This window comes from Salinicola sp. MH3R3-1, assembly GCF_001937155.1.
In the GTDB taxonomy this organism is placed as follows: Bacteria; Pseudomonadota; Gammaproteobacteria; order Pseudomonadales; family Halomonadaceae; genus Salinicola; species Salinicola halophyticus.
On sequence record NZ_MSDP01000002.1, the window covers coordinates 52,955 to 78,645 of the forward strand.

Genomic DNA, 25,691 nt, shown 5'->3' on the forward strand with positions numbered 1-25,691 from the left:
AGAGAATCATTGCTCGCTCTCCTGGAGATAGCGCAGCGGGTGAACGTCCATCGGATTGCTCTCCCAGCCCTGAAGTCGGGGAGAGACTAGGTGAACGGAGACGTAGTCGTAGAGTGGCAGCAGCGCGTAGTCGTCCAGCAGTCGCTGCTGGGCACGGGTCATCAACTGGCGGCGTTTCTGAGGATCGAGCTCCGCTGTGCTGGCGGCGACCAGCGCGTCGTACTCCGCATCGTGATAGCCGCTGCTCTGGCTGGCCGAGCCGTTGTCGGCGTAGGCATTGAGAAAATCGAACGGATCGTTGATGGTCGCCACCATGCCGTAGCGCGCGACTTCGAAGTTGCCTTCTCGAATCGTGGCGTAGTGCACCGCGGCTTCGGCGTTGATCAGTTCGACCTCCACGCCCAGCGGCTTCCACATCGCGGCCACGGCCACCGCGATCTTCTTGTGATCCTCGAGGGTGTTGTAATTGAGCCGAAGATGCAGCGGATGATCGGGACCGTACCCCGCTTCCTGCATCAACTTCCTGGCGCGTGTCATGCGCTCGTCCAGCGACAGGTCGGCGAACTCGAGTTCGCCCTGCGGCGCATTGGCGGTGTTGCGCGGCACGTACCAGAACGAGGGTGTCTGGCCCTGACCCAGAATCTGGTCGGTGATGACGTCGCGGCGGACGGCCAGGTTGAGGGCTTCGCGGACGCGTTTATCTGCCAGCGGCTGGCCGTCGTGGAGGTTGAACATGTAGAAATATTCGGCGGTCAGCGGCCCGACCCGGAGCGCCTCACCCAGGTTTTCCCGAGCCCAGTCGAAACGCGAGGCGGGCACGCTCGAATAGGCGATGTCCATCTCCCCGGTACGGAAGCGATTCAGCGCGGCGTTGGCATCATCGATCGGATAGAACACGGCCTTGTCGACGGCGACCTCGTCGACGTCGTAGTAGCGCGAATTCCGGGTCACCACGATCTGCGACTGCGGCTGCCACTGGCTCAGCGTAAAGGCGCCGCTGGAGACGGTGTTGCCCGGCTCGACCCAGCCATCGCCAGCCTTGGCCAGCACGTGCTCGGGCAGCGGTGACGCTTCGGTCATCGCCAGCGCCTGCAGGAACCAGGCGGTGGGCTGGGTGAGGTGAATGCGCAGCGTGTGGGTGTCGATGGTCTCGACGCCGAGCGCGCTGCCGTCCTTCTTGCCGGTGTTGACCGCTCGAGCGTTGACGATGGGGTAATAGAGATTGGCGTTCTGGTTGGCGATCGTCGGTTCCAGCACACGGCGCAGCGCGAACACGGCGTCGTCCGCGGTGATCGGCTCGCCATCCGACCATTCGGCATCGCGGAGATGGAAAGTGTACGTCTTGCCGTCGTCGCTGATCTCCCAGCTTTCGGCAAGGCCAGGCTCGAGGCTGCCATCGGCAGCGTAACTGACCAGCCGTTCGAACAGCGCCCGGGTGATACGGGTTTCCCAGACGCCGTTGGTCTTCTGCGGATCGAGAGAGCCCGGCTCGGCGCCGTTGGCGATATCGACCGAAAAGGCCTGTGCCGGGCCGGCCAAAGCGCCCAGCGTGAGGCTTCCCAGCGCGGCCAATGTTCGAGGTGAAATCATCTTGTGGTGTTTCGAAGTCATCGTGTAATGCGTCCCCCGGCCGCCGATCGCAGCCATTGTGCGATTCGACGGGCTGGTGATTCGAGTTGTTATGTCGTCAATCGGCCTCGAGCGAGAACCAGCGCGACAGGTGTCGATTGAGCGCGTTGTCTTTCCACCCGGCCAGCTCCGGATTGACCAGATTGCGCGAGACGTCGACGTAGATCGGCGCCACCGCATAGTCGGAGAGCGCCTGGCGCTCGGCCTGCTCGAGCAGTCGTTGACGCGCATCCATGTCGGTTTCGCGGCTGGCCTGATCCATCAGCTGATCGAAGGCATCGCTTTGGTAGCCGCCGTAGTTCTTGGGCGAATCGCTCTGCAAAATGCCGAGGAAGTTGCTGGCATCATCGAAATCGGCGACCCAGCTACCGCGTCCGACATCGAAGTTGCCGGCGGCAAGCTCGGCGTAGTGAACCGCGCCTTCGGCGTTGATCAGCTGCGTCTCGACGCCCAGCGGCTGCCACATCGCGGCCAGCGCCACGGCGATGCGCTTGTTGGCCTCGGTGGTGGAGTAGCGCAGGGTCAGTTCCAGCGGATGGTCGGCGTCGTAGCCGGCGTCCTCGAGCAGGCCTATGGCCTTGGCGACCCGGTCGTCCATCGACTGATCCAGGCCAGGCATGGTCTGGGCCTCGAAATGGCTGACGCCGTCGGGCACGAAACCGCTGGCGGGGGAAACGACGCCACCCATGATCTGCTTGGCGATGACATCGCGACGGATGGCCAGGTTGAGCGCTTCGCGCACGCGCTTGTCGGCAGTCGGGTGGCCATCGCGCTGGTTGAGCGCGAAGTAGTAGTTGGCCAGCTGCGGCGCGAGATGAACGGCGTCGGGCAGGTTTTGTTGCAACCACTGATATCGATCCGGCGAGAAGTCGCGGACGATATCCAGACCTCCGGCGCGGAAGCGCTGGAGGCCGGCGCTGCGATCCTCGACCGGATAGTAGTCGACGCCGTCGAGAGCCACGTCGCCGGCGGCATGGAACTCGGGGTTCTTGCGCGCGGCGATGTGATCGTGGGAAACCCAGCTGGCCGGGGTAAAGGCGCCATTGGTGGCGATGTGGTCCATCTGGGTCCAGTCGTTGCCGAATTGCTCGACCAGATGCGAGGGCACGGGCGACGCCGCGATATGCGCCAGCAGCGTCGGGAAGTAGGGCGTCGGTTGATCGAGCGTGATCTTCAGCGTCTTGGCGTCGACGGCTTCGACGCCGAGAGCCGGGGCGTCTTTTTCACCCTTGGTGTGCGCTTCGGCGCCGCGAATCGGGTAGAACAGGCTGGCGTAGACCGCGCCATTGGCCGGATCGAACAGGCGCTGGAAAGCGAGCACGAAGTCCTTGGCGACCACGGGTTCGCCGTCCGACCAGTTGGCGTCGTCGCGCAGCTTGAAGGTATAGACGGTGCCGTCGCCACTGATGTCCCAACTACTGGCCGCGCCGGGAATGTAGTCACCGCCCGGGTCCAACGTGACCAGGCCCTCGAAGAGATCTCCCAGGACGTCGTTTTCCCAGGTGGTGCCGCCGATCCGCGCGGTATCCAGCGAGGCCGGCTCGCCCTGGATGCCGATCTCCAGGGTCGCTGCCAGGGTGGTGTTGGCAAATGCGAGCGTCCCCAGCAGCAGGGGTAGCCACAGGCGGCGCCGGCGTCCGGCGCGGTAATGGAATTCGGGCATGATCGAGTTCGTCCGTTGTCGTCGCTTGTTGTCGTCGCTTGTTGTCGCCGATTTGTTGTCGTCGATGGTCGTACTGGGAAAACCGCTCCCGACTCGATACTAGCGCTACCCTGCGTCTGCCGCCGATTTTCTCGTCAGACGTAGCCCTTCAAAGACATTGCCCTTCAAAGACATCGCCCGTCTAAGACATAGCCCTTCAAAGACAGCGCCCGTCTAAGACATAGCCCTTCAAAGACAGCGCCCGTCATAAATAGCGGCGCACGGCGCACAACTGTCTTGCATAATCGCTGCCGCCGAGGCGACGACATTCGATCCGCGCGTTGTTGGTCGGCGAATGCAGCATGCGGTCCTCGCCGAGATAGAGCGCGACGTGATCGACCACCAGCCGGCCTTCGTCGTTGGGCTTCTCGAAAAACAGCAGATCGCCCGCACATCGATCGCCTGGCTCAACCGGCTGCCCCGTCTTGACCTGATCGTGAGCATCGCGCGGCAATGCGATATCCACGGCGGCGAACAGGCTGTGAACCAGCCCCGAGCAGTCGTAACCGAAGCTCGAGTTGCCGGCCCACAGATAGCGCAGGCCGTCGAAGCGCCGCCCCAGCGTTTCCAGCGTCGCGGCAGTCGCCGGGAAACCCTCGCCCGGCAGATGGACGCTGTCGCGTGGCAACCAACCCCGGCCGAGCGACGTCTCCACCCAGACGCGGGAGGAATCTTCACCGTCGGGAGACGTGGCCAGGCGCAGCCGCGTCAGAAAGCTCAACTTCAGCGACTCGCCCGACGGCAACCCTCTCAACCAGGTGATTGGCGCAATGACGCAAGCTCTATCGTCGTGATCAGGGCGGCAGCCGGGGTCATCGTGTAATTGTCGCGCCGGCAGCCAACCGGGATAGCCGCGATCGTCTAGCGAGGAGGCCTGGCTGGGCACCATCACGCGGCACCATTCGAGGCCCTGGCTATCGACCGTTCGCTCGAGGATCTCGACCGGCGTGTCCAGCAGCACTTGGGTGGCGAGCAATTTTTCCTGGCACAGGGTGAGGCGCGTGTCGTCATCCAGTGCCGCCAACCAGCGCTCGAGCAGAACCGGATTGGCCAGCGCCGGGGCATCGATTGCCCGCGGCGCTTCGGGCGAGGCCCACAATCCGGCGACGGCGACAGCGACGCAGCTCATGCCAAGGTTCCCGGTCGACAGTTCAAGCCATCACTCCGAGAAGTGGACCCAGCGCGACGGATGGTTGTCTTTGACGTTGTCTTCCCAGCCTTCGAGTTTCGGGCTCACCAGATTGCGGGTGACGTAGGTCAGCATGGGAATGAACGCATAATCGTCGAGTGCCACGTTCTCCGCTTTCTCCAGCACGTTCTCGCGCTCGTCGAGATCCTGGGTCTGCGCCGCCTGATCCATCAGCTTGTCGTACTCGGGATTGGAATAGGCGCCGTAGTTGTTGCCGACACCGGTATGCAGCAGGGTGAGGAAATTCTCGGCATCGTTGTAGTCGGCGATCCAGCCGGCACGCGCCACATCGAAGTCGCCCTGCTGAATGGTCTGGTAGTGAACGGTGGCTTCGGAATTGATCATCTGCACGTTCACGCCCAGCGGTTTCCACATGGCAGCCACGGCGATGGCGATCTTCTTGTGCTCGTCACTGGTGTTGTAGCGCAGGCGCAGGTCGAGCGGATGATCGGGACCGTAGCCGGCTTCCTTCAGCAGTTTCTTGGCGCGTGCCATGCGATCGTCCATGTCGTCGCTGCCGAGATCCATGTGCTGGGTGTCGTAGTGGCTGACGCCTGGCGGCACCATGGCGGTCGAAGCCTTGAAGCTGCCGGCCATGATCTGCTTGGAGAGCACCTCGCGACGAACCGCCAGGTTGAGCGCCTCGCGCACGCGCTTGTCGGCGGTGGGGCTGCCGTCGCGATTGTTGAGCACGTAGTAATAGGAGCCGAGATACGGGCTCATGTGGGTGGCATCGGGCAGATTGTCGGTCAACCACTGATAGCGACTGGACGGGTAGTCAGTCAGCACATCCAGCTCGCCGGCACGAAAGCGAGAGATGCCGGAATTGCGGTCTTCCACCGTGAAATAGTTGACGCCGTCCAGGGAGACGTCTTTGGCGTCATAATAGGTCGGGCTTTTCTCGACGCTGATCTTCGACTGCGATACCCAGTCCACCGGCTTGAACGCCCCGTTGGTGGCGATGTGGTCGAATTTGACCCAATCCTTGCCGTACTTGTCGACCAGGTGTTTCGGCGCGGGATAGGTGGTGTAGTGGATCAGCAGCTGCAGGAAGTAAGGCGTGGGGTGGTCCAAGTGAACCTTGAACGTCTTGCCGTCGTCCAGTGACTCGACGCCCAGCGCATCGAGCGGTTTGTCACCCGTATTGACCGCCTCGGCGTTGACGACCGGATAGAGCATGTAGGCGTACTTGGAGGCGTTTTCCGGCGCCAGCAGATGCTGCCAGCCGAACACGAAGTCCTCGGCTGTCACCGGCTTGCCGTCTGACCACTCGGCGTCGTCACGCATATGAAAAGTATAGGTCTTGCCGTCGTCGGAGACTTCCCACTTGGTTGCCATGCCTGGCAGCAGCTCGCCGTCGGGAGACTCCTTCAGCAGGCCTTCGTAGACGTCCATCAACACCTGGGATTCCCACACGCCACCGGAGACCTGTGAGGTATCGAACGAGGCGAGCTCGCCCTGAACGCCGATGTTGAGCGTTTCGGCTAGCGCCGGCGAGGCCATCAGGGAGGTGGCCAGCGCCAGGGCGCTGAGGGGAAACAGGGTGCGGGGAAGTTGCAGTTTCGACATCTGTGAACTCCGACTTTTTGTTCTGGGAAATTTGGGAAATCTGTTATGAAACTTTCGCTGTAGGCCAATCGGGCGCGTCATGTCTGAACCGACAGGCGGCGCGCCCTAGTATCGATGCGCTACCTTCGCGCGAACCTCATGAGGCGTCTAATACAAATGCTCGATGGTTCGTTTCATTTCACGCATAGGGCCGCGTGAGGGCGGCTGGGGCGCCGCCCGGGTTGTGATTTCAGTAACAGTTAGACGTTGGTCTAGTCACTCCGGCAAATGGATCCAGCGCGAGGCGTGCATGTCCAGCGCGTTGTCGTTCCAGCCTTCGATGGCCGGGTTGACCAGACTGCGCGAGCTGTAGGTATAGATCGGTGTCAGCGGGTAGTCGGCCAGCGCCAGCGCTTCGGCCTGCTGCATCAGCTGGGCGCGCTTGGCCGGGTCCTGTTCGGCCTCCGACCGGGTGACCAATTGATTGTAGTCATCATCCTGGTAGCCGCCGTAGTTGTTGGTTTCCGCCGACAGCAGTTGCAGGAAGTTTTGGGCGTCGTCGTAGCTGGAGATCCAGGCGGCGCGGGCGACCTGGAAATCGCCCTCCATCAGGTCGGCGTAGTGAACGTTGGCTTCGGTGTTACGCAGTTCGACCTCGACCCCCAGCGGCTTCCACATCGCCGCCACGGCCACCGCGATCTGACGGTGCTCGTCGCCGCTGTTGAAACGCAGGGTCAGTTCGAGCGGCTTGTTCGGGCCGTATCCGGCCTCTTTCATCAGCGATTTGGCTCTGGCCAGTCGACTGTCCATGTCGTCGTTGAGCCCCGGCTGGGACTGGGCCTGGTAATCGCTGGTGCCCGGGGGAACGAGTGAGGTCGCCGGCTCGACGCCACCTTTCAGCAGCTGCTTGGCGATCACGTCGCGGCGAATGACCAGACTCAGCGCCTCGCGCACGCGCTTGTCGGCGACGGGGGAGCCGTCGCGCAGGTTGAACACGTAGTAGTAGGTGCCCAGCGACGGGAACAGATGGGTGGCGTCGGGCAGGTTTTCCGACAGACGCGGATACTGCGCCGCCGGGTAGTCACGCAAGATATCCAGCTCTCCGGCGCGGAAGCGCTGGATGCCGGCGTTCTTGTCCTCCAGCGGGAAATAGTCGACGCCGTCGAGGCTGACGTTGTCGGCGTCGTGGAAACGATCGTTCTTGACCGTATCCAGCTCGGTGTTGGAGACCCACTTCACCGGCTTGAACGCGCCGTTGACCGCGATATGCGACGGATCGCTCCAGTCATCGCCGAACTCGTCGACGACGTGCTTCGGGATCGGATAGGCGAACGGCAGCACCAGCGTTTTCAGAAAATAGACGGTGGGTGAATTCAGCGTGATCTTGAGTGTCCTGCCCTCGTCCAGGGATTCCACGCCCAGCGAATCGAGCGGCTTGCTGCCGCCGTTGATCGCCTGGGCGTTGACCACCGGGTAAAGGCGATGGGCATAGTTGGAGGCGGTCTTCGGATCGACCTGGTGGCGATAGGCGTAGACGAAATCGTCGGCGGTCAACGGCTCGCCGTCCGACCATTCGAGGCCGTCACGTAGATGAAAGGTGTAGGTCTTGCCGTCGTCGGAGATATCCCAGCTCTCGGCGGCGCCGGGAATGATCTGGCCGTCGGCATCGATGGCGATCGGGCCTTCGAAGATATCCCGCAGGACATCCTCTTCCCACACGCCGCCCGTGATCCTGGCCGGGCTGAGCGAGGCGGGGTCGCCGGAGATGCCCACCTGAAGCGTCGCGGCCTGGATGGGCAGGGCGGTCAATCCGGCAGCGAGACCAATGGCGGCTGCGAGTCGAGTCGGTAACATGAAAACGGCATCCCTTTGAATGATTGTCGGTGGTCGAACGATGATCGCGGACAAAAGATCATGGATCGGCAGCGGGTGATTTTTTTACCTTAGCGTATCGCGCCCGGCCGCGCCGTGCGGGATGACGCTATGCCGGGGTTTGGCTACAATAGGCCTCCTTTTTTCGGCGAGTCGATCGTTTCCGTATCCCGGGACCGTTCGCCACGCCGGTGGCGACGTTGGCAGGAGCCCCATGCAAGAGATCAACCCGATCAACAACCTCATCAAGGACCTGTCCGAACGGACAGACGTCCTGAGGGGGTATCTTTGACTATGCCGAGAAGAAAGACCGGCTAGAAGAAGTCTCCCGCGAGCTGGAAAACCCGGATGTCTGGAGCGATCCGGACTATGCCCAGAAGCTGGGCAAGGAGCGTGCCTCGCTCGAGGCGGTGGTCGAGACGATCGACACGCTCGACAGCGGCCTCACCGACAATCGCGAGCTGCTCGAGCTGGCGGTGATGGAAGAGGACGACGCGACGATCGACGAAGTACGCAAGGAGCTTGCGTATCTCGAGGGTCAGCTCGACAAGCTCGAATTCCGGCGCATGTTCGCCGGCGAGATGGACGAGAATAACGCCTATCTCGATATCCAGGCCGGCTCCGGCGGGACCGAGGCCCAGGACTGGGCCAACATGCTGCTGCGCATGTATCTGCGCTGGGCCGAGCATCACGGCTTCAAGGCCGAGTTGACCGAAGTCTCGGCAGGCGAAGTGGCCGGGATCAAGTCCGCCACCATTCACGTGCAGGGCGAGTACGCCTTCGGCTGGCTCAGAACGGAAACCGGCGTTCATCGCCTGGTGCGCAAGAGCCCGTTCGACTCCGGCGGTCGCCGTCATACCTCGTTCGCGTCGGTGTTTCTGTCGCCGGAAGTCGACGACAAGTTCGAGGTCGAGATCAATCCGGCCGATCTGCGTACCGACACCTATCGCTCCTCCGGCGCCGGCGGTCAGCACGTCAACACCACCGATTCGGCCGTGCGTATCACCCACGAGCCAACGGGCATCGTGGTGGCGTGCCAGAGTCAGCGCAGCCAGCACGCCAACCGCGACTTCGCCATGAAGCAGCTGAAGGCGAGGCTGTGGGAGCACGAGATGCAGAAGCGCAACGAGGCCAAACAGCAGGCCGAGGACAGCAAGGCGGATATCGGCTGGGGCAGTCAGATCCGCTCCTACGTGCTCGACGATCAGCGGATCAAGGACCTGCGCACCGGCGTGCAGAGCAGCAACTGCGACAAGGTGCTCGATGGGGATCTGGATCAGTTCATAGAAGCGAGTTTGAAGCAGGGTCTCTAGCTACGAGCCACGAGCTACGAGCTACGAGCGATGCATTTTGGCTGCAACTTGCATTCGCGGCTCGCGGCTCGCGGCTCGCGGCTTTATTTCAATTTTCGACAGGCGACGACATGGCGAACCAGGACAATCCGCAATCTCATTCCGAGGCGCATTCTGAATCGCAGAATGACGCGCAGGAAGAAAACCGGCTGATTTCGGAGCGCCGGGCCAAGCTGGCGGCACGTCGCGAGCAGGCGGCGGAGCGGGGCGGCAGCGCGTTCCCCAACGACTTCCGGCGCGACAGTCTGGCGGCGGATCTGCAGGCGGAGCTGGGCGACAAGGACAAGCCCGAGCTCGAGTCGCTCGATCGTCAGGCGGCCGTGGCCGGCCGGATCATGCGCAAGCGTGGTCCGTTCGTGGTGATCCAGGACGTCTCCGGTCAGATCCAGTTCTACGTCGACAAGAAGGGCCTGCCCGCCGAGCTGCTGGAAGACATCCAGAGCTGGGACATCGGCGATATCGTCGCCGGCCGCGGTCCGGTCCACAAATCCGGCAAGGGCGATCTCTACGTGATGCTGGTCGAGGCCAAGCTTCTGACCAAGAGCCTGCGTCCGTTGCCGGACAAGTTCCACGGCCTGACCGATCTCGAAGCCCGCTATCGTCAGCGCTACGTCGACCTGATCATGAACCCGCAGTCGCGGCGCGTGTTCGAGGTGCGCTCCGGCGTCATCGCTGCGATCCGTCGCTTCATGGTCGAGCGCGGTTTCATGGAAGTCGAAACGCCGATGCTGCAGCCGATCCCCGGCGGAGCCACGGCGCGGCCGTTCACCACGCACCACAACGCGCTGGATATCGACATGTATCTGCGCATCGCCCCGGAGCTCTATCTCAAGCGCCTGGTCGTGGGCGGGTTCGAGCGGGTGTTCGAGATCAACCGCAACTTCCGTAACGAGGGCCTGTCGACGCGCCACAACCCTGAATTCACCATGCTCGAGTTCTACTGGGCCTACGCCGATTACCGCGATCTGCTCGATCTGACCGAAGCGATGGTCCGCGATGCGGCGCAACAGGTGCTGGGTACCACGACCGTCACCTATCAGGGGACCGAGTACGATCTGGGACAGTCGTTTCGCCGCCTGACCCTGCGTCAGTCGATTCTCGAATACGGTGCCGAGCAGAACATCGGCGAGGCGGAGATCGATACGATCGACGGGGCGACGGCAACCTGTCAGCGCCTCGGCATTCAGATCAAGCCGAGCTGGGGTCTGGGCAAGCTGCAGACCGAAATCTTCGAGGAAGTCGCCGAGCACCGGCTCGACCAGCCGACCTTCATCACCGAATATCCGGCCGAGGTCAGCCCGCTGGCGCGGCGCAACGATACCAATCCGCATGTCACCGACCGCTTCGAATTCTTCGTCGGCGGGCGCGAGATCGCCAACGGTTTCTCCGAGCTCAACGATGCCGAGGATCAGGCCGAGCGCTTTGCCGCCCAGGTGGCAGAGAAGGACGCCGGCGATCTGGAAGCGATGTACTACGACGCAGATTATGTTCGCGCGCTGGAATACGGCATGCCGCCGGCTGCCGGCGAGGGCATCGGCATCGACCGTCTGGTGATGCTGTTGACGGATAGCCCGTCCATTCGGGATGTGCTGCTGTTCCCGGCGATGCGCCCGGAATAATACGGAGCTACGAGCTACGAGCTACGAGCTACGAGCTACGAGCTACGAGCTTTGTGTTTCTGGTGAGACTTGCAGTCGCGGCTCGCGGCTCGCGGCTCGCGGCGAAGCCGGGCAAGAGTTGTTGGTCACGAGCGCGGCTAGCGCCCATAATGGCTGCGGTTCGATTTCCGCCGACTCCGAGCGGTTCCCAAAAAGAGGTGACACCGATGAAGCTGCTCAACCGTTCCGCGCTGAGCGTCAAGCCGACCCAGGCGTTCGTCGACTGGGTCAACTCGTTGGAGCCGACTCTCGGTGAAGACGATCTGACCCTCGACGACATTGCCGGCGAAAATACGGTTTATCTGATCCCCGAGATGGATACGCCGGAAGCGCTGCTCGCCTATGTCGAAGAGCGTTACAGCGACATCCTCGAGTCCGAACTGCGGGCCTGGGAAGAGGACCAGCGCCAGTGGCCGGAGAGCCTCAGCTGGGCGCTGTTCGAGGAGTTTCTGACCCTCGAGCACAGCTACCTGGCGGTTGATCTCGACGACGAGGTCGAGCTGGAAACGTCCGAAGTCGACGATGAGCTGCTGATGGAGACCGACGAAGACCGATGACCCGGGTGCTCTACGACGGCGGCGTCGGCCGCCTTTTCACCACATGCTGAAGCGATTGTTCGAAGAGCGTCCCGGCGACGACGGTCTGCCGGGGCGTGAACGCAAGCTGGCGCTGTTGGCGATGATCACCGGCACCCAGATGGCGGTGCTGGATAGCGGTATCGTCAACATCGCGCTGCCCACGCTGGCGAAAGAGCTGGCGATCAGCGGTTCCGAGTCCATTTGGATCGCCAACGTCTACCAGCTGATCACCGCCGCATTATTGCTCACCTTCGCTGCGGTGAGCCGGCGCATCGGTCGTCATCGTCTCTATCTCGGCGGGTTGATCTTCTTCACCGTGGCCTCTCTGGGCTGTGCGCTGGCACGCTCGTTCGAGTTCCTGCTGGTGATGCGCGGGCTGCAGGCGGTCGGTGCCGCGGCCATGCTGAGCATCGGGCCATCGCTCTATCGCATCATCTTTCCCACGCGCCTGCTGGGATCGGCGATCGGGCTTAGCGCGCTGACGGTGGCGTTCGGCATCGCCGCGGGGCCTTCGCTGGGCGGGTTGATCCTGCACGTGGCGAGCTGGCCGTGGCTGTTCGCCATCAATGTGCCGATCGGGCTGCTGGCGCTGGTACTGGGCGTCCGTGCGCTGCCGCGAGAAAAGCCCATTGCCGGGCGAATCTATATCTGGGGGGCGCTGATGTCGATCGTCATGCTCAGTGGCAGCGTCTTTGCCCTCGATCAACTGGGGCATGGCAACGGTGGCGCGCTGGCGCTGTTGACGCTGGCGCTCAGCGTGATCTGTCTGGTGGGGTTCATCTATCGCCAACGCCATGTCGCCAGTCCGCTGTTACCGTTGGCGCTGTTCGCCGAGCCGCGCTTCTCGTTCGCTGCCGTCGTGTCGATGTTTGCATTCCTGGCGCAGGGCGTGGCATTCGTCGGGCTGCCGTTCCTCTACCAGACCGTGATGGGGGTTTCGCCGATCATGTCGGCGGTACTGTTCACGCCCTGGCCGCTGGTGATCATGATCATCGGGCCATTGGCCGGGCGGCTGGCGGACAAGGGCAACCCCGCACTGATCAGCTCGACCGGGCTGGGGCTGTTTCTGCTCGGCATGCTGGCGCTAACCGGGCTGAATGCCGATTCGAGCAACCTCGACGTGGTCTGGCGAACCGCGCTCTGCGGCGTGGGCTACGGGCTGTTCCAGGCACCCAACAATCGCGAGATGATCGGCAGCGTATCGGTGGAGTTGAGCGCCAATGCCTCCGGCGTACTGGCGTCGGTGCGCACCTTCGGTCAGTCCGTGGGGACGGCGCTGGTAGGGCTGATTCTCGGGCTCTCGTTCGGTTCGTTGACGCTGGCGCTATGGCTGGGGTGCGCCTCGGTGGTGATTGCCCTGGCGTTGAGTCTCTATCGTACGCCGATGGCCGCCAAGAACTTTCGACGCTGACTCCACCCGCTGCGCCGGCATCCCGTCTTTCGGGCCGTCGCCCCGGTGGCGGATGAGGCGTTACAATAATCCGGTTGGTACAGGAGGAGCTGCCATGAGTGTTCAGGCACGTATCGAAGAGAAGCTCGAGACGCTCGAGCCGGTCAGTGTGACGGTCGAGAACGAGAGTCACATGCACCATGTGCCACCGGACTCGGAAACTCACTTCAAGGTGACGCTGGTTTCCGGACAGTTCGAGGGTCTGATGCCGGTCAAGCGCCATCAGTTGATCTACAGCTTGCTGGCCGACGAGCTCGCCGGCCCGGTCCATGCGCTGGCGCTGCATCTCTACACGCCGCAGCAGTGGGCGGCGCGAGGTGAAGTCCGCCCGGACTCGCCCAATTGCCGCGGCGGGGGCGGCCAGTAGTGATCGCCGATCCTCGACGTCTTCAGTATCTCGAGGCGATGGGCATCACCGCCTGGACCTCGCGATACCGGTTCGTCAATGCCAGTCCCACTGAGCAGGGCGAGTGGCAGGTGGCGGCCGAGCCCGACAAGCCGGCCCCGGGGCAGCGCCTGCAGGCGCTGCTGGAGACCCCGTCATCCCCGGTGGCGCGCGAACATTCCGCGGTCAGCGCTCCGGAGCCCGAGATCGGTGTTCCGTCGGAGCCGGCCGCTTCGCCGCCCGCGCGGGCCCGAGCGCTGCTAGAAGGAGTCTCTCCAGCGACCGTTTCGTCATCGGCGGCGACGCCTCGTCAAGCCTCTCCTTCGGCATCTGCGCCGGTGGGTTCGGCCGGAGAGGTGGCAAAGCGCCCGGTGCTCGCCGACCCACTTCGCTTCACCTTGTCGCTTGCGGTGATCGGCGATCGCTGGTGGCTGATGCTCCCCGGTGACCGGCCGCTGTCGACCGCCGGCCACGCGCTGCTGGCGCAGATGCTGAGAAGTGTCGGCGTTCCCGGCGATGGAGCCGCGCTGTCCAGCCTCTCCTGGCCGTTGATGGACGTGCAGGCAAGCGACCCGGCCGACGAGGCTCGCGAGGGTATCCAGGTGTTCTGTGCCGGCCAGGCCCAGCGCCACGGCCTGACGATCGACGGTGCCATCGTCGTGGGCGACGAAATCTGGGCGCCGCTGTTGAACGATGTCGAAAAGAATGCCGAAAACAGCGCCGGAAGAAACAGTTCCGATGACGACACCGGGAGCGACGTCGGCTGGACCTGCCATTCGCTGCCTCACCCCGACGATCTGCTGACTTCCGCTGATGCCAAGCGGGAATGCTGGTCACGGCTGCAATCGTTGGCCACTGCCTGGCGGCAGGGCGCTACCCCGCGGGCATGAGCGGCACTATTGTTTGCCGAGTCCGGCATCTATCGATCCGCTGACTGACGATATCGACCTCTGCCCATCTCGGCCTTCCTCGATGTCGATTTTTTCCACGCTTTCCGGATAGCGCCACGTGATCTCTCCTACCGACACTTTCCCAGCCGATCTTGCCCCGGTCCGGCTCAGCATGGACGATCTGCCGGCACTGCTGGCGTTCGAGCGCCTGGCCAACGACGATGCCTGGTCGGAAGCGTTGTTGCGTGCTGCACTGACCGACAGCGATTACGAAGTCTGGGGGATGTGGTCGGCCGAGGGTGCCGAGCTGCGGGCGACGGCCGTCCTGGCCCACCTGCCTTTCGACGCCGAGCTGCAGTCGATCTGCGTTCTGCCCGCCGAGCGGCGGCATGGTCTGGCGCGTGGGTTGCTGGCCTGGGTATCGGAGAGTGCGATGGCGCGCGGGGCGGAGAGATTGCTGCTCGAGCTTCGAGAGTCGAATCTGGCGGCTCGACGTCTCTACGAGCAGGCCGGGTTCGTCATCGATGGTCAGCGGCAGGGTTATTATCGGCGTGAAGATGGGCGAGGCGAGGATGCGCTGCTGATGTCGCGGGAGCTGATTTGCCAGGGGGAGGAGTGAGGCAGCGGGATTCGAGCCGAGGCGCGGGAGCGCGGCCGGCGTGCCGACAGGGTGGCTAGAAGTCGGCCACCCTGGATTCAACTCAGCCGTTGTTGCTGTCGCCCGTCTGGGTATCCAGCGACTGCAGCTTGTCGAGCAGGCCGCCGAGACGCTGCTCCCACTCTTCGCGCTCCTGCTGGAAGCGCGCGTTTTCCGCCTTGAGCTCTTCGTTTTCCATCTTCAGCATCTCGATGCTGTCGACGGCATCCTGAATCTTCTGCTCCAGCTTGGCGAAGATTTCCCCGTTCATTGGCACGCTCCTTGAAAGCTCATGACTGTCTAGTGAAAAACAACCTGATGGAAAACAACTGTTGACCTGGTGGGCGCCAGCCTACGTGGCGCCGGAGCCTTCGACAAGCGTCTCGAACCGGCGACGTCAATCCACGCTCTGAGTGCGTCGAAACAGCCGCCCATGGCTCTCCCCGGCGACGATTTCTCGATGAAGCTGCCACCCATCCGGCGGCTGCCACTCCAGTTCGTGTTCCGTTTCGACGTAGATCATCGCTCGGGCCGCCAGCCAGTCATCGGCTTCGAGACGCTGGCAGGTTCGAGCGGCAAGCCCCAAACGGAAGGGCGGATCGAGAAAGACCAGATCGAACGCGGTCGGCGTGCCATCGAGAAATCGCTGCGCATCGCCTCGGTGAACCCGACCGTTGGCCCCCAGCAGTTCGATATTCGCTTCGAGCGCGTCAGCCACGACGGCGCTGGACTCGACGAAGCTCGCCTGATTGGCGCCGCGCGAGAGCGCTTCCAGTCCTAGCGCGCCGGTGCCGGCATAGAGATCCAGCACCTGCTTGCCGCCGACATCGAACGCCAGCCAGTTGAACAGGGTTTCGCGCACTCGGTCCGGCGTCGGACGCAAGCCTGGGCTCTGCGCAATCGCCAGTTTGCGGCGTCGGAATTCGCCGCCGATCAGGCGCAGCTGACCGGGCCCCCGATGCGATGACACGGGGCCGTCTTGGCCGGAACGGGCACTGCCTTGGGTGCGGTCTCGGGCGCTATTGCTGGCCCGACGTGGACGACGTCGATTCATGGCGCGCAATTGTACCCCCGCAACCCTCGCGGTGATAGGATGAGGTCTCGTTATCGATATTCTCCGAAGTCGTGATGACCGACGCTGATCCAGCGGCGCCAGCACGGCTTTTCAGCAGTGAAGCCATCCATGTTCGGACTATTTAAGAGTCGCAAGAAACAGCAGCAGGAAGAGGAAGCGCGTCGGCGCGAGGCGGAAGAGGCCGAAGCGGCGGCAGTAGAGGAGAACGCGGAGGCCGGGGTTCCCGCCAGCGAAAGTGACGAGGTCGACCCTGACAGGGGGGCCGGCTCGGCAAGCGCCGACTCGAAGGGCGAAAGCGCCATCTCGAAGGATGACAGCGCGTCCTCCGACGGACCGCAGCCGGCCGTCGAACGGAACCCGGAATCTCCCGTTGTCGACGACGGACCTTCCGTTCGAGACGACACTGTCGCCCCGGCAGTCGGGACCGCCACACCGGGCGATGAATCGCTCGTCCAGGCCGAGGATCCCGATCGGTCGGCGACCGTGGATTACGACCCTTCGTCACTCGAGGAAACGGCTGCCAAGCAGGCGCTGAGCGAGCCGCTGTCGCAGGAATCGCCGCAGTCCTCGCTGGAAGAAACCCCCGCGGCAGGCACGCGAGCGACGGAGCTGGCGACGGATGTGACGCCCGCACCCACGCCGTCATCCCAGGCCTCCCAGACGCCCGAGCCTGAATCACCTGTATCCGAGGCGCTCGAGCCCGAGCCTTCACTCGAGTCGAATACTCCGGCGCCAGCGCCCAAGGAGAAGCCCAAGGGAGGCTGGCTATCGCGGGTGCGGGCTGGCCTGGGACGCACACGTGCCAACCTGACCGATGGCGTCGCCGATCTGCTGCTGGGCAAGAAGCAGATCGACGATGATCTGATGGAAGATCTCGAAACGCAGCTGCTGCTGGCGGATGTGGGCATCGAGGCGACCAGCGAGATTATCGAGCGCCTGACCGGGCGTGTCTCGCGCAAGGAGCTCGCCGACGCCGACGCGCTCTACCGCGCGCTGCAGGAAGAGCTGGCGGCGTTGCTCGAACCGGTCACCCAGCCGCTGCAGCTGCCGCCGAAGGGCGAAGGCCCGTTCGTGATCCTGATGGTCGGCGTCAACGGTGTCGGCAAGACCACGACCATTGGCAAATTGACCCAGCGTTTCCAGAACGAAGGGCGCAGCGTGATGCTGGCGGCGGGCGATACCTTCCGGGCCGCTGCCGTCGAGCAGCTCAAGGTGTGGGGCGAGCGCAACCGCGTGCCGGTGATCGCTCAGCATACCGGCGCCGACAGCGCTTCGGTGATCTACGACGCCGTCGCCGCGGCCAAGGCGCGCAAGGTCGACGTGTTGATCGCCGACACTGCCGGTCGCCTGCACAACAAGAGCCATCTGATGGAAGAGCTCAAGAAGGTGCAGCGGGTCATGGCCAAGCTCGACGCCACGGCACCGCACGAGGTGATGCTGGTACTCGATGCAGGCACCGGCCAGAACGCGATCTCTCAGGCGACCACTTTCGACGAGGCGATTCCGGTCACCGGTATCACCTTGACCAAGCTCGATGGCACCGCCAAGGGCGGCATCATCTTTGCCCTGGCCAAGAAAACCGGCATCCCCATCCGTTTCATCGGCGTCGGTGAGTCGCTCGAGGATCTGCGCCCGTTCGATGCTCAGACCTTCGTCAAGGCGCTGTTCGATCGAGACGCCGGCCGGGATGGCGACGCGGATTCATGATTGCTTTCGAGCACGTCGGCAAACGCTACGGCGGGCGTTTCGAAGCGCTCGCCGATATCAATTTCCGCGTCGAACGTGGCGAAATGCTCTTCTTGACCGGCCATTCCGGTGCCGGCAAGAGTTCCTTGCTGCGACTGGTCATGCGTCTCGAGCGTCCCTCGCGGGGGCGGGTGCTGGTTGCCGGTCACGATCTCGACCGCCTGCATATCAGTCAGGTTCCCTACTACCGACGCCAGATCGGCGTGGTCTTCCAGGACCACCAGCTGCTGCTCGATCGCGACATCTTCGCCAACGTGGCGTTACCGTTGACGATCCAGGGGGTCGAGCCGGCCGATGCCGCGCGCCGCGTGCGCGCGGCGCTGGACAAGGTCGGGCTGCTGCATCGCGAGCGGGCGCTGCCGATCGAACTCTCCACCGGCGAGCAGCAGCGGGTGGGAATCGCCCGCGCGGTGGTCAACAAGCCGGCGTTGCTGCTGGCGGATGAGCCGACCGGCAATCTCGATCCTCAGCTGTCCGCCGATATCATGCGGCTGTTCGAGGATTTCAACCGGATCGGGACCACGGTGCTGGTAGCGAGCCATGACCTGGCCCTGATCGCGCGGCTGCGGCATCGCGTGCTGAAGCTGCGCGACGGCCGCCTGGTCGGTGACGGGGAGGCGGCATGAGCGAACGCCAGCCTTCCGCTGAGCGCCCTCGCGGCGCGCAGAAGCCGCAGCGTCGCGCTTCCGGCGGCGGGCGCGCCTGGCTGCGGCATCATCGGGCGATGATGAGCGACAGCGCATTGCGACTGGTCAAACGGCCGATAGCAACGCTGTTGACGATGTTGGCGATCGCCATCGCGCTGATCCTGCCGGCGGGCCTGTGGTTGGCACTGGACAGCGCGCGGCTGCTGGACGCCGAGCTGGACGAGAGTGCCACGTTGACGGTCTATTTCGCCGCCGATGTGGGCGAGTCTCGCGCCATGGACCTGGCCGCCGAAGTCGGCGAGCAGCCCGGTGTGGCCGGCACGCGGCTGGTGACTGCCGCCGAAGGGCTGGCGGATTTCCAGCAGACGCTGGGTGTGGACGATGCGCTTTCGCAGCTCGAGACCAATCCCCTGCCGGCGAGTGTCGTAGTCACCCCCGACGCGACGGCGCCCGCTGAAGTTCAGGCGTTGAGTCAACGGCTGCAGGCCCTCGACGGGGTCGACGAAGTGCGTCTGGATCTGGCCTGGCTCGATCGTCTGCAACAGTTGGCGGCGCTCGGCCAGCGCGTGGCGCTGGCGCTGGCGCTGCTGTTCGGCCTGGGCGTGCTACTGGTAGTCGGCAATACCATACGTTTGGCGGTAGAAAGCCGGCGGCAGGAAATCGAGGTCGTCACGCTGATCGGCGCGACCCATGCCTTCGTCCGCCGCCCCTTTCTCTATAGCGGTGCCTGGTACGGACTGGGCGGCGGGGCGCTGTCGCTGATCATTCTGGTACTTGGCGGCAACTGGCTGGCCTCGCCGGTCGCGGCGCTGGCAGAAAGCTATGGTGCGCACTTCGCATTGCCCTCGCTGGGTATCGGACATTCGGCATTCCTGCTGCTTTTTAGTACACTATTAGGCTGGTTGGGAGCATGGCTCGCGGTGGGTCGTCATCTGGCGGACATCAAACCGCGTTAGCCTATTTATTATGGGTAGTCATGAGTCGTCATGGGTGGTTCGGCGCGATGGTCAATGGCCATGGGATGCGCTAAAAAACCACTCAACGTATCGGTCATCACTCGCCAAGCTTCAGTTTCAGCACCACTGATACTGGCGAGAATATTGAACTTTTGTCTAGGCTGAGGGTCCTATCAGGTATCCTCGTAGACAGGCAGAACAACCTGTTGCGACGTGTTCCCAAGCGGATCGAGCTGACCGGCTCTTCGCTCCGACACGCCGCCCAGCATGGAGACATCGCAGATGAGCAACAGTCTTCAATCCATTGGGAACCTTTCCCCGGGTCACGATCTCAACGGCTACATTCAAGCGGTCAACGGCATTCCCGTGCTGACGGCCGAAGAGGAACACGACCTGGGCGTACGTCTGTACGAAGAGGACGACCTCGAGTCGGCTCGTCGCCTGATCATGTCGCACCTACGCTTCGTCGTTCACATCGCCCGCAGCTACTCGGGCTACGGGTTGCCGCAGGCCGATCTGATTCAGGAAGGTAACGTCGGGCTGATGAAGGCGGTCAAACGCTTCGATCCCTACCAGGGAGTTCGTCTGGTCTCCTTCGCGGTTCACTGGATCAAGGCCGAGATTCACGAGTACGTGCTGCGTAACTGGCGCATCGTCAAGATTGCGACCACCAAGGCCCAGCGCAAGCTGTTCTTCAATCTGCGCAGCGCCAAGAAGCGTCTTGCCTGGTTGAACAATGACGAAGTCGACGCGATCGCCAAGGATCTCGACGTCAAGCCCAAGGTCGTGCGGGAAATGGAAGGTCGCCTGTCATCCTATGATGCGGGCTTCGACGCCAGTCCCGGCGAAGAGGAAGATCAGGGCTATCAGGCGCCGGCGCAGTATCTCGAGGATCACAGTTTTGACCCGGCGGCCAAGCTCGAAGCGGACGACTGGGAAGCCGACTACACGGGGCGGCTGCGAGGCGCCTTGAGCGAACTGGACGACCGTTCGCGTGACATTCTGCAGCGTCGCTGGCTCTCCGATCACAAGTCCACGCTGCATGAGCTGGCCGATGTCTACGGGGTCTCTGCCGAGCGGATTCGTCAGCTCGAGAAGAACGCCATGAAGAAGATCAAGCAGCAGCTTGGTGATATGGTAGCCGCCTGATACTCGGCGTCTGTGGTCGGTAAGTCTGTCATCAGCGCGTCTGTTATCAACGCGTCCTGCCACAGGGGCGCCTGGTACTTGGTACTTGGTAACGGTAGCGCCTCGTAACCGAAACGCCGTCTGTAAGAGCTTCATGTCGCAGTCAGCCCGGTCGATGAGAACCGGCCAGCGTTAGTTATCTCTTCTGCCTGACGACTGCCCCTCGTATAGAAACTGCCGTCAAATCGATGCATAGCCCGAACCCCGTACTGCACGGGGGTCGGGCTTTTTAGTGTCGGTTTGGTGTCCGCTTAGTTTTCACTTCCTGTCCGCCTGTCCGCCTGTCCGCCTGTCCGCCTGTCCGCCTGTCCGCCTGTCCGCCTGTCCGCCTGTCCGCCTGTCCGCCTGTCCGCCTGTCCGTATTCGCTGGGAAGATTCTGAAGCGGGACTCTGTTGTGGCGTTGTGGCGTTGTGGCGTTGTGGCAGTCCGTCCCGTGCCAGCAGCCTCGTCATCTTCATATCAGCCAATCAAAAAAAGCGGCGGTGTCATCGACACCGCCGCTTGATCGTACTCGATCACATCAACAACACTTTTCGGATCGACGCCCCGGCAGTTATTTCCTGACCGGGGCCTGATTCGTCACTGCGATGAAGTGTCGTCCTCACCCTTCGGTAGTGCGTAGGCGATCACATAGTCGCCGGTAGGCGTTTCCATGAAGTGATGCCCGGTGGCCACGATGACCACATACTGACGCCCGTCGGCTTCATAGACCATCGGATTGGCCTGGCCTCCCGCCGGCAGCGGCGCCTGCCACACTGTCTCGCCGCTCTCGATGTCGATGGCGCGAATGAGGTCGTCGGTCGCCGCAGCGATGAAGATGAGGCCGCCTGCAGTCACCGCCGAGCCGCCGTTATTGGGCGTACCGATATCGATCGGCAGTCCCGAACGGATGCCCCATGGGCCGTTGGCGCGAGCCGTACCTAGCGGACGGTCCCACAGGGTATCGCCGCTCGCCAGATCGATGGCGCGAATATGCCCGTATGGCGGCTGTTTGCAGAGCATGCCGGTGTACGGTACGCGCCAGCCGGCGTTGACATTGATCGCATAGGGCGTATTGGCCTGTGGATCACCGGCGCCTTCGGCTCCGCCCGTGTCTTCCTTCTGCTCGTCGCGCGGCACCCAGCCGAGCTTGTTGGCAACATCACGCGGCACCAGCTCGTTGTAGTTGGGCATGTCGTTGTAGTTGGCGATGATCACGCCGCGATGCGGATCGATCGCCACGCTGCCCCAGTCGGAGCCCCCGTTGTAGCCTGTGTACTGGATCCACGGCTGTTCGGCGGTCGGCGGGGTGTACATGCCTTCCCAGCTCGCCTGACGGTACTGGATACGACAGAACAGCTGGTCGAACGGGGTCATGCCCCACATGTCCTTCTCGTCGATGTCCGGCTGGCGCAGCGTGGCGTAGAGCGAGAACGGTTGCGTCTTGCTGCGCTGATCCGGTTCGGCGCCGCCCTGGGGGACCGGGCGTTCTTCGGCACCGCCGCCCAGCAATTCGCCGGTCTCGCGGTTGAAGACGTAGATATCGCCCTGCTTGGTCGGCATCACCAGCGCTGGCACCTTGCCATTGTCGGTGGGGAAGTCGATCAGCGTCGGCTGCGAGCCGGGATCATAATCCCAGACATCCTTGTGTGAGGTCTGGAAGTGCCACTTCGGCAGGCCGGTCTCGACGTCGATCGCGACCATCGATGCGGCCCACTCGTTCTCTTCCGGTGTGCGCGAACTGCTCCAGTAATCGCCGGCACTGTTGGCCATCGGCAGATAGATCATGCCGAGCTTGCTGTCGCCCACGGCGGTGGTCCACATGTTGGGAGAACCGCGTACGTAGGTGTCATCGCCCGTCAACGGCTCGCTCTGGTCGGGACGACCTGCATCCCAGGCCCATAGCAGCTCACCGCTCTCGACATCATAGCCCTTGATCACGCCGGAGGGCGGATAGCGGCGCTGACCATCCAGCACCTGGTGGCCGGTGATGAGCACGTTACGTACCACGATCGGTGCAGAGTTGATGGAGACATAGCCGTCCGGGGTCTCGCCCATGTTGCGCTTGATATCGACCTGGCCGTTGTCGCCGAAGTCGGTGCAGGGCTCGCCGGTAGCGGCGTCGACTTCGATCAGGCGACCATCCAGCGTGCCGGAGATGATCCGCGCCTGGCAGGACTGATCGTCGTTCGAAGCGATTGCGCCCTGGCCGGAAGACGTATCGTCTGTCGGCGCCGGCTGATTGTCGCCGCTCTGGCTATCGTTGCCGTCCTGGCCGCTATCGGCGGCCGGAGAGCCCTCGCCGTTCTGAGCCGTCGACGGATCGGCGCTCGACGATGAATCTGTCGGCGTCTTGTAATACGTCACGCCACGGCACGCGGCGGTGTAGGGAATAGCGTCTTTGGAAACCTGCGGATCGTAGCGCCAGTTCTCTTCACCCGTCGCGGCATTCAGCGAGATCAGGATATTGCGCGAGGTGCACAGGAAGACATCGTCGCCGACCTTCAGCGGCGTGGTTTCCGCACCCCAGCGGTGGTCGAGAATATCGCCGGTGCGGTACTGCCAGGCCACCTCGAGATCACCAACGTTGTCCGGCGTGATCTGGTCGGCAGGGGAGTAGCGCGTAGCCGCCGAATCCCGGCCATAGGCGGACCAGTCTTCGTCAGCGGGAACATCGGCCGGCTGGGCGTCCCCGACATCGGTGGACAGCGACTCCTGGGCCAGTGCCGGCACATCTTCGGGATGCTCATAACCGCGGTTCGGAAGGAAAGCCAGTGCCCCGGCCACGATCAGGCCCAGGAACAGGACACCTGCGACAGAAAACCCGGCCTTGCGTGACGGACCGCCCCTGAGCGCGGGAGTGACCAGTGCGACCAGGATGGCGAGAATCAGCACCACGTCGAGCCGTGGAATCCAGCGCCAGTAATTGAGCCCCGACTCCCAGGCCGCCCACAGGAACGTACCGATGAAGACGATTCCGTAAATACCGGCGCCGGAGATCCGGCCGCGAAACAGTTGGATGCCGGCAATCAGCATCAATATCCCGGCGATCAGGTAATACCAGGAACCGCCGAGTGTCGCCAAATAAGCGCCACCGGCTCCCAGCGCCAGACCGACAAGTGCAACGATGATCCCGACAAGCTTGGCGAATATTGCGCCAACGCCGCCGGAAGAGGTCGAAGTGGCCACGGAATTCTCCCTTGAAACAAACTCTAATGGTTATTCAGGCGCATGCTCCGATGCGCCAGATGCTTACCGCGACATGGAGTCGCATGCGATAAGGATAGTCATGGTATCGCAGGGTCGCGATGATTTCAGGCCACAAATTCGCGTTAATTCGGGCTTTTTGGCGACCTATTGCGTCAACCCTTTTGTCCGGCAAAGGTTTAAGGGGGGTAGCCGTTTTGTTACGGTAAATGTGCAATAAGCCTACAAGAGCGTCCAACGGCTTTATCGACGGCTTTTTTGACGGCTTTATCGACGACACCGGAATAACGCTAACCTAATAATATCGAGGATCCGTACTAATAGCCTGTAATAAGAATCTGTATCCGGGATCCGAGCCCGGCATCCGTACTAATAACCTGTACTAAGGGAACGACAACGTGACTTCACCGATCTTCAAATCCCTCGGCCTTGCCGTAGGGCTGATGGCGTGCGTGCCGACGGCGCTGGCGCAGACTTCACAGGATAACGACGCGATCCAGCGTCGGCTCGACGCCTTGCAGCAACAAGTCCAGCAGCTGCAACAGCAGTTGGCCGAACAGCGGGAGAGTCAGCAGACGAAAGCGACCAAGACCCGCGACATGGCCGAAGAAAATCGCTCCATGCTGGACGAGGTCGGGACGCCGCAGTTCAGCGGTACCGTGGAGCTGGGTTACACCTTCAATGACTGGGACGAGACCAGTCAGGACACGGCCGGGGATCTCGATTTCGGCAAGTTCATTCTGGGGATGGATGGCGGCGAAGGTCCGCTCTCCTACTCTTTCCAGTATCGTCTCTACGATGGCTATCGTTTTCTGCACCATGCCTGGGCCGGCTATCAGTTCGGCGATAATGACAACGTCAAGCTCGGTCTGGTCCAGACGCCGTTCGGCAACATGGATTACGGCTATCTCGGCTGGTACGGCAGTCTCCCGTACCTGGCGGGTTTCAACGACAACCAGAATGCCGGCATCAAATGGGATCATACCCAGGGTGCCTGGGAGTCCAGCCTGGCTTTCTTCAAGAGCGATCAGCTGGGTGACGGTAACGAGCACTATGGCGCCAATGCCATCGGCGACAGCGCGCAGGGCAATACCGAGGAAAATCAGCTGGCCGGGCGCCTGGCGTACACCTTCAATCAAGGCAGTGACTACACCACTCAGGTCAATCTTTCCGCCAAGGGCGGGCAGCTCTATAACAACAATACGAACAAGAGCGGAGACAGCTGGGCGGTGGCGATGGGTCTGGATGGCAGCTATGGCAACTGGATGACTCAGCTGCAGGCCACGACCTACGAGTTCAATGCCAAGAACCCGAGTGAAGCCGCTTCCGGCATTTCCGACAACGTGGTTCAGATTGGCGCGTTTGGCTTCAACTACCTGATTCCGGCCGAGGGCGAGATGTACTCGGCGAGTCTGGCCTACAGCATGGATGTCGACTGGGGACCGATCGAGAACGCCTACTTCTTCAACGACTTCAGCTACATTGATCCGTCTGACGACTTCTCCGCCATCAATGGCGGCTATGGCGACATGGACGATCCGATGCTCAACGACATCGGCGTCAAACTGACGGCTGGTCGCTATTACGCCTGGTTCGACGTCATCACCAACAAGAACGGGCTGAACTACTTCGGTTCTCCCGTCGATGACGGCTGGCATACCAGCATCCAGTCCCATTTCGGTCTGACTTACTGATCCGAGCCAGGGATGGTGCAAGATGAACGCCCAGCGATTGCTGGGCGTTTTTTTTGGCCGGCCGGGGCCGCCACGGGCTTGCTCGGCAACGGCATACGGCTCTCGGGGATCTTCTTGTATATTTTATACGAAAAGCCTAGTGTCTATTGTCAGCCGGCTTCAGCCGGCCTACGAAAAGCTTAGTGTCAGAATGTAACTTTCCATGGCAGGATGAAGGAATGCCGCGATCGGCGCGGTCCAGGCACGGAAGGGCGCGATGCCCGACCCTTTGCAGTACCCACAAACAAGCATGAACAAACAAAAAGCGC

The 25,691-nt window shown here is 62.6% G+C and carries 20 protein-coding genes; 12 read left to right on the top strand and 8 right to left on the bottom strand.

Annotated elements, in window-relative coordinates; all coding sequences use genetic code 11:
• Positions 1–6 precede the first annotated feature (6 nt).
• The 5 genes from BTW08_RS01770 to BTW08_RS01790 all read right to left on the bottom strand — a co-directional run bounded on the left by BTW08_RS01770 (position 7) and on the right by BTW08_RS01790 (position 7,922).
• Entirely contained in the window at positions 7–1,611 is a 1,605-nt protein-coding gene (locus BTW08_RS01770) for a peptide ABC transporter substrate-binding protein (protein ID WP_246837618.1), read from the bottom strand.
• A 76-nt stretch (positions 1,612–1,687) separates the two neighbouring features.
• Positions 1,688–3,292 (bottom strand): peptide ABC transporter substrate-binding protein, encoded by a 1,605-nt coding sequence (locus tag BTW08_RS01775; RefSeq protein WP_075560797.1) that lies wholly within the window; start codon positions 3,290–3,292, stop codon positions 1,688–1,690.
• Between the two features lie 244 nt (positions 3,293–3,536).
• Positions 3,537–4,460 (bottom strand): C40 family peptidase, encoded by a 924-nt coding sequence (locus BTW08_RS01780; RefSeq protein WP_075560798.1) that lies wholly within the window; start codon positions 4,458–4,460, stop codon positions 3,537–3,539.
• A 30-nt stretch (positions 4,461–4,490) separates the two neighbouring features.
• A complete protein-coding gene (locus BTW08_RS01785) occupies positions 4,491–6,089 on the bottom strand; it encodes a peptide ABC transporter substrate-binding protein (RefSeq protein WP_075560799.1) in 1,599 nt (532 codons plus the stop codon).
• Between the two features lie 255 nt (positions 6,090–6,344).
• Positions 6,345–7,922 carry a peptide ABC transporter substrate-binding protein gene (locus tag BTW08_RS01790; protein WP_075560800.1) on the bottom strand — a complete coding sequence of 526 codons (1,578 nt, stop codon included), beginning with the start codon at positions 7,920–7,922 and terminating at the stop codon, positions 6,345–6,347.
• 232 nt (positions 7,923–8,154) lie between these two features.
• On the opposite strand from BTW08_RS01790, the gene prfB reads away from it, so the two are divergent.
• From prfB to BTW08_RS01825, 7 genes are all read left to right on the top strand, one after another.
• Positions 8,155–9,253 (top strand): peptide chain release factor 2 gene (gene prfB / locus BTW08_RS18875; protein ID WP_110640452.1). Its coding sequence is split into 2 segments (ribosomal slippage): positions 8,155–8,229 and positions 8,231–9,253, totalling 1,098 coding nucleotides; the frame shifts between segments, so codons are not numbered across the junction.
• A gap of 110 nt (positions 9,254–9,363) precedes the next feature.
• Positions 9,364–10,911, top strand: a complete 1,548-nt coding sequence (gene lysS, locus BTW08_RS01800) for a lysine--tRNA ligase (protein ID WP_083627625.1) — start codon at positions 9,364–9,366, stop codon at positions 10,909–10,911.
• 206 nt (positions 10,912–11,117) lie between these two features.
• A complete protein-coding gene (locus BTW08_RS01805) occupies positions 11,118–11,507 on the top strand; it encodes a hypothetical protein (protein ID WP_075560802.1) in 390 nt (129 codons plus the stop codon).
• A gap of 43 nt (positions 11,508–11,550) precedes the next feature.
• Positions 11,551–12,939 carry an MFS transporter gene (locus BTW08_RS01810; protein WP_075560803.1) on the top strand — a complete coding sequence of 463 codons (1,389 nt, stop codon included), beginning with the start codon at positions 11,551–11,553 and terminating at the stop codon, positions 12,937–12,939.
• A 94-nt stretch (positions 12,940–13,033) separates the two neighbouring features.
• Positions 13,034–13,345, top strand: a complete 312-nt coding sequence (locus BTW08_RS01815) for a BolA/IbaG family iron-sulfur metabolism protein (RefSeq protein ID WP_075560804.1) — start codon at positions 13,034–13,036, stop codon at positions 13,343–13,345.
• Complete coding sequence (locus BTW08_RS01820) at positions 13,345–14,253, top strand: hypothetical protein (protein ID WP_075560805.1); 909 nt, start codon at positions 13,345–13,347, stop codon at positions 14,251–14,253. Before BTW08_RS01815 ends, BTW08_RS01820 begins: the two co-directional genes overlap by 1 nt.
• A 118-nt stretch (positions 14,254–14,371) precedes the next feature.
• On the top strand, positions 14,372–14,872 hold the full coding sequence (locus BTW08_RS01825) for a GNAT family N-acetyltransferase (protein ID WP_246837619.1): 501 nt from the start codon (positions 14,372–14,374) through the stop codon (positions 14,870–14,872).
• Between the two features lie 82 nt (positions 14,873–14,954).
• Here BTW08_RS01825 and BTW08_RS01830 read toward each other — a convergent pair whose 3' ends face one another.
• Complete coding sequence (locus BTW08_RS01830) at positions 14,955–15,161, bottom strand: cell division protein ZapB (RefSeq protein ID WP_075560807.1); 207 nt, start codon at positions 15,159–15,161, stop codon at positions 14,955–14,957.
• A 126-nt stretch (positions 15,162–15,287) separates the two neighbouring features.
• The gene (rsmD, locus tag BTW08_RS01835) at positions 15,288–15,860 is read right to left on the bottom strand and encodes a 16S rRNA (guanine(966)-N(2))-methyltransferase RsmD (RefSeq protein WP_246837620.1); all 573 of its coding nucleotides are present in this window, start codon (positions 15,858–15,860) and stop codon (positions 15,288–15,290) included.
• Positions 15,861–16,073: 213 nt separating this feature from the next.
• Between rsmD and ftsY the strand changes: the two genes are divergently transcribed.
• From ftsY to rpoH, 4 genes are all read left to right on the top strand, one after another.
• A complete protein-coding gene (gene ftsY / locus BTW08_RS01840) occupies positions 16,074–17,672 on the top strand; it encodes a signal recognition particle-docking protein FtsY (RefSeq protein WP_075560809.1) in 1,599 nt (532 codons plus the stop codon).
• Positions 17,669–18,337 carry a cell division ATP-binding protein FtsE gene (ftsE, locus tag BTW08_RS01845; protein ID WP_075560810.1) on the top strand — a complete coding sequence of 223 codons (669 nt, stop codon included), beginning with the start codon at positions 17,669–17,671 and terminating at the stop codon, positions 18,335–18,337. Before ftsY ends, ftsE begins: the two co-directional genes overlap by 4 nt.
• Entirely contained in the window at positions 18,334–19,314 is a 981-nt protein-coding gene (ftsX, locus tag BTW08_RS01850) for a permease-like cell division protein FtsX (protein ID WP_075560811.1), read from the top strand. Before ftsE ends, ftsX begins: the two co-directional genes overlap by 4 nt.
• Positions 19,315–19,596: 282 nt before the next feature.
• Positions 19,597–20,463 (top strand): RNA polymerase sigma factor RpoH, encoded by an 867-nt coding sequence (gene rpoH / locus BTW08_RS01855; protein ID WP_075560812.1) that lies wholly within the window; start codon positions 19,597–19,599, stop codon positions 20,461–20,463.
• A 619-nt stretch (positions 20,464–21,082) separates the two neighbouring features.
• Here the strand turns inward: rpoH and BTW08_RS01860 are convergent.
• Positions 21,083–23,671 (bottom strand): membrane-bound PQQ-dependent dehydrogenase, glucose/quinate/shikimate family, encoded by a 2,589-nt coding sequence (locus BTW08_RS01860; RefSeq protein WP_075560813.1) that lies wholly within the window; start codon positions 23,669–23,671, stop codon positions 21,083–21,085.
• Positions 23,672–24,087: 416 nt separating this feature from the next.
• On the opposite strand from BTW08_RS01860, the gene BTW08_RS01865 reads away from it, so the two are divergent.
• Positions 24,088–25,383, top strand: a complete 1,296-nt coding sequence (locus BTW08_RS01865) for a hypothetical protein (RefSeq protein ID WP_245392099.1) — start codon at positions 24,088–24,090, stop codon at positions 25,381–25,383.
• Positions 25,384–25,691 lie beyond the last annotated feature (308 nt).

Bases quoted from the DNA above. Each gene is read 5' to 3' on its own strand.
- BTW08_RS01770 (WP_246837618.1), bottom strand. From the start codon at position 1,611: ATGACTTCGAAACACCACAAGATGATTTCACCTCGAACATTGGCCGCG.
- BTW08_RS01775 (WP_075560797.1), bottom strand. From the start codon at position 3,292: ATGCCCGAATTCCATTACCGCGCCGGACGCCGGCGCCGCCTGTGGCTA.
- BTW08_RS01780 (WP_075560798.1), bottom strand. From the start codon at position 4,460: ATGAGCTGCGTCGCTGTCGCCGTCGCCGGATTGTGGGCCTCGCCCGAA.
- BTW08_RS01785 (WP_075560799.1), bottom strand. From the start codon at position 6,089: ATGTCGAAACTGCAACTTCCCCGCACCCTGTTTCCCCTCAGCGCCCTG.
- BTW08_RS01790 (WP_075560800.1), bottom strand. From the start codon at position 7,922: ATGTTACCGACTCGACTCGCAGCCGCCATTGGTCTCGCTGCCGGATTG.
- lysS (WP_083627625.1), top strand. From the start codon at position 9,364: ATGGCGAACCAGGACAATCCGCAATCTCATTCCGAGGCGCATTCTGAA.
- BTW08_RS01805 (WP_075560802.1), top strand. From the start codon at position 11,118: ATGAAGCTGCTCAACCGTTCCGCGCTGAGCGTCAAGCCGACCCAGGCG.
- BTW08_RS01810 (WP_075560803.1), top strand. From the start codon at position 11,551: ATGCTGAAGCGATTGTTCGAAGAGCGTCCCGGCGACGACGGTCTGCCG.
- BTW08_RS01815 (WP_075560804.1), top strand. From the start codon at position 13,034: ATGAGTGTTCAGGCACGTATCGAAGAGAAGCTCGAGACGCTCGAGCCG.
- BTW08_RS01830 (WP_075560807.1), bottom strand. From the start codon at position 15,161: ATGAACGGGGAAATCTTCGCCAAGCTGGAGCAGAAGATTCAGGATGCC.
- ftsY (WP_075560809.1), top strand. From the start codon at position 16,074: ATGTTCGGACTATTTAAGAGTCGCAAGAAACAGCAGCAGGAAGAGGAA.
- ftsE (WP_075560810.1), top strand. From the start codon at position 17,669: ATGATTGCTTTCGAGCACGTCGGCAAACGCTACGGCGGGCGTTTCGAA.
- ftsX (WP_075560811.1), top strand. From the start codon at position 18,334: ATGAGCGAACGCCAGCCTTCCGCTGAGCGCCCTCGCGGCGCGCAGAAG.
- rpoH (WP_075560812.1), top strand. From the start codon at position 19,597: ATGAGCAACAGTCTTCAATCCATTGGGAACCTTTCCCCGGGTCACGAT.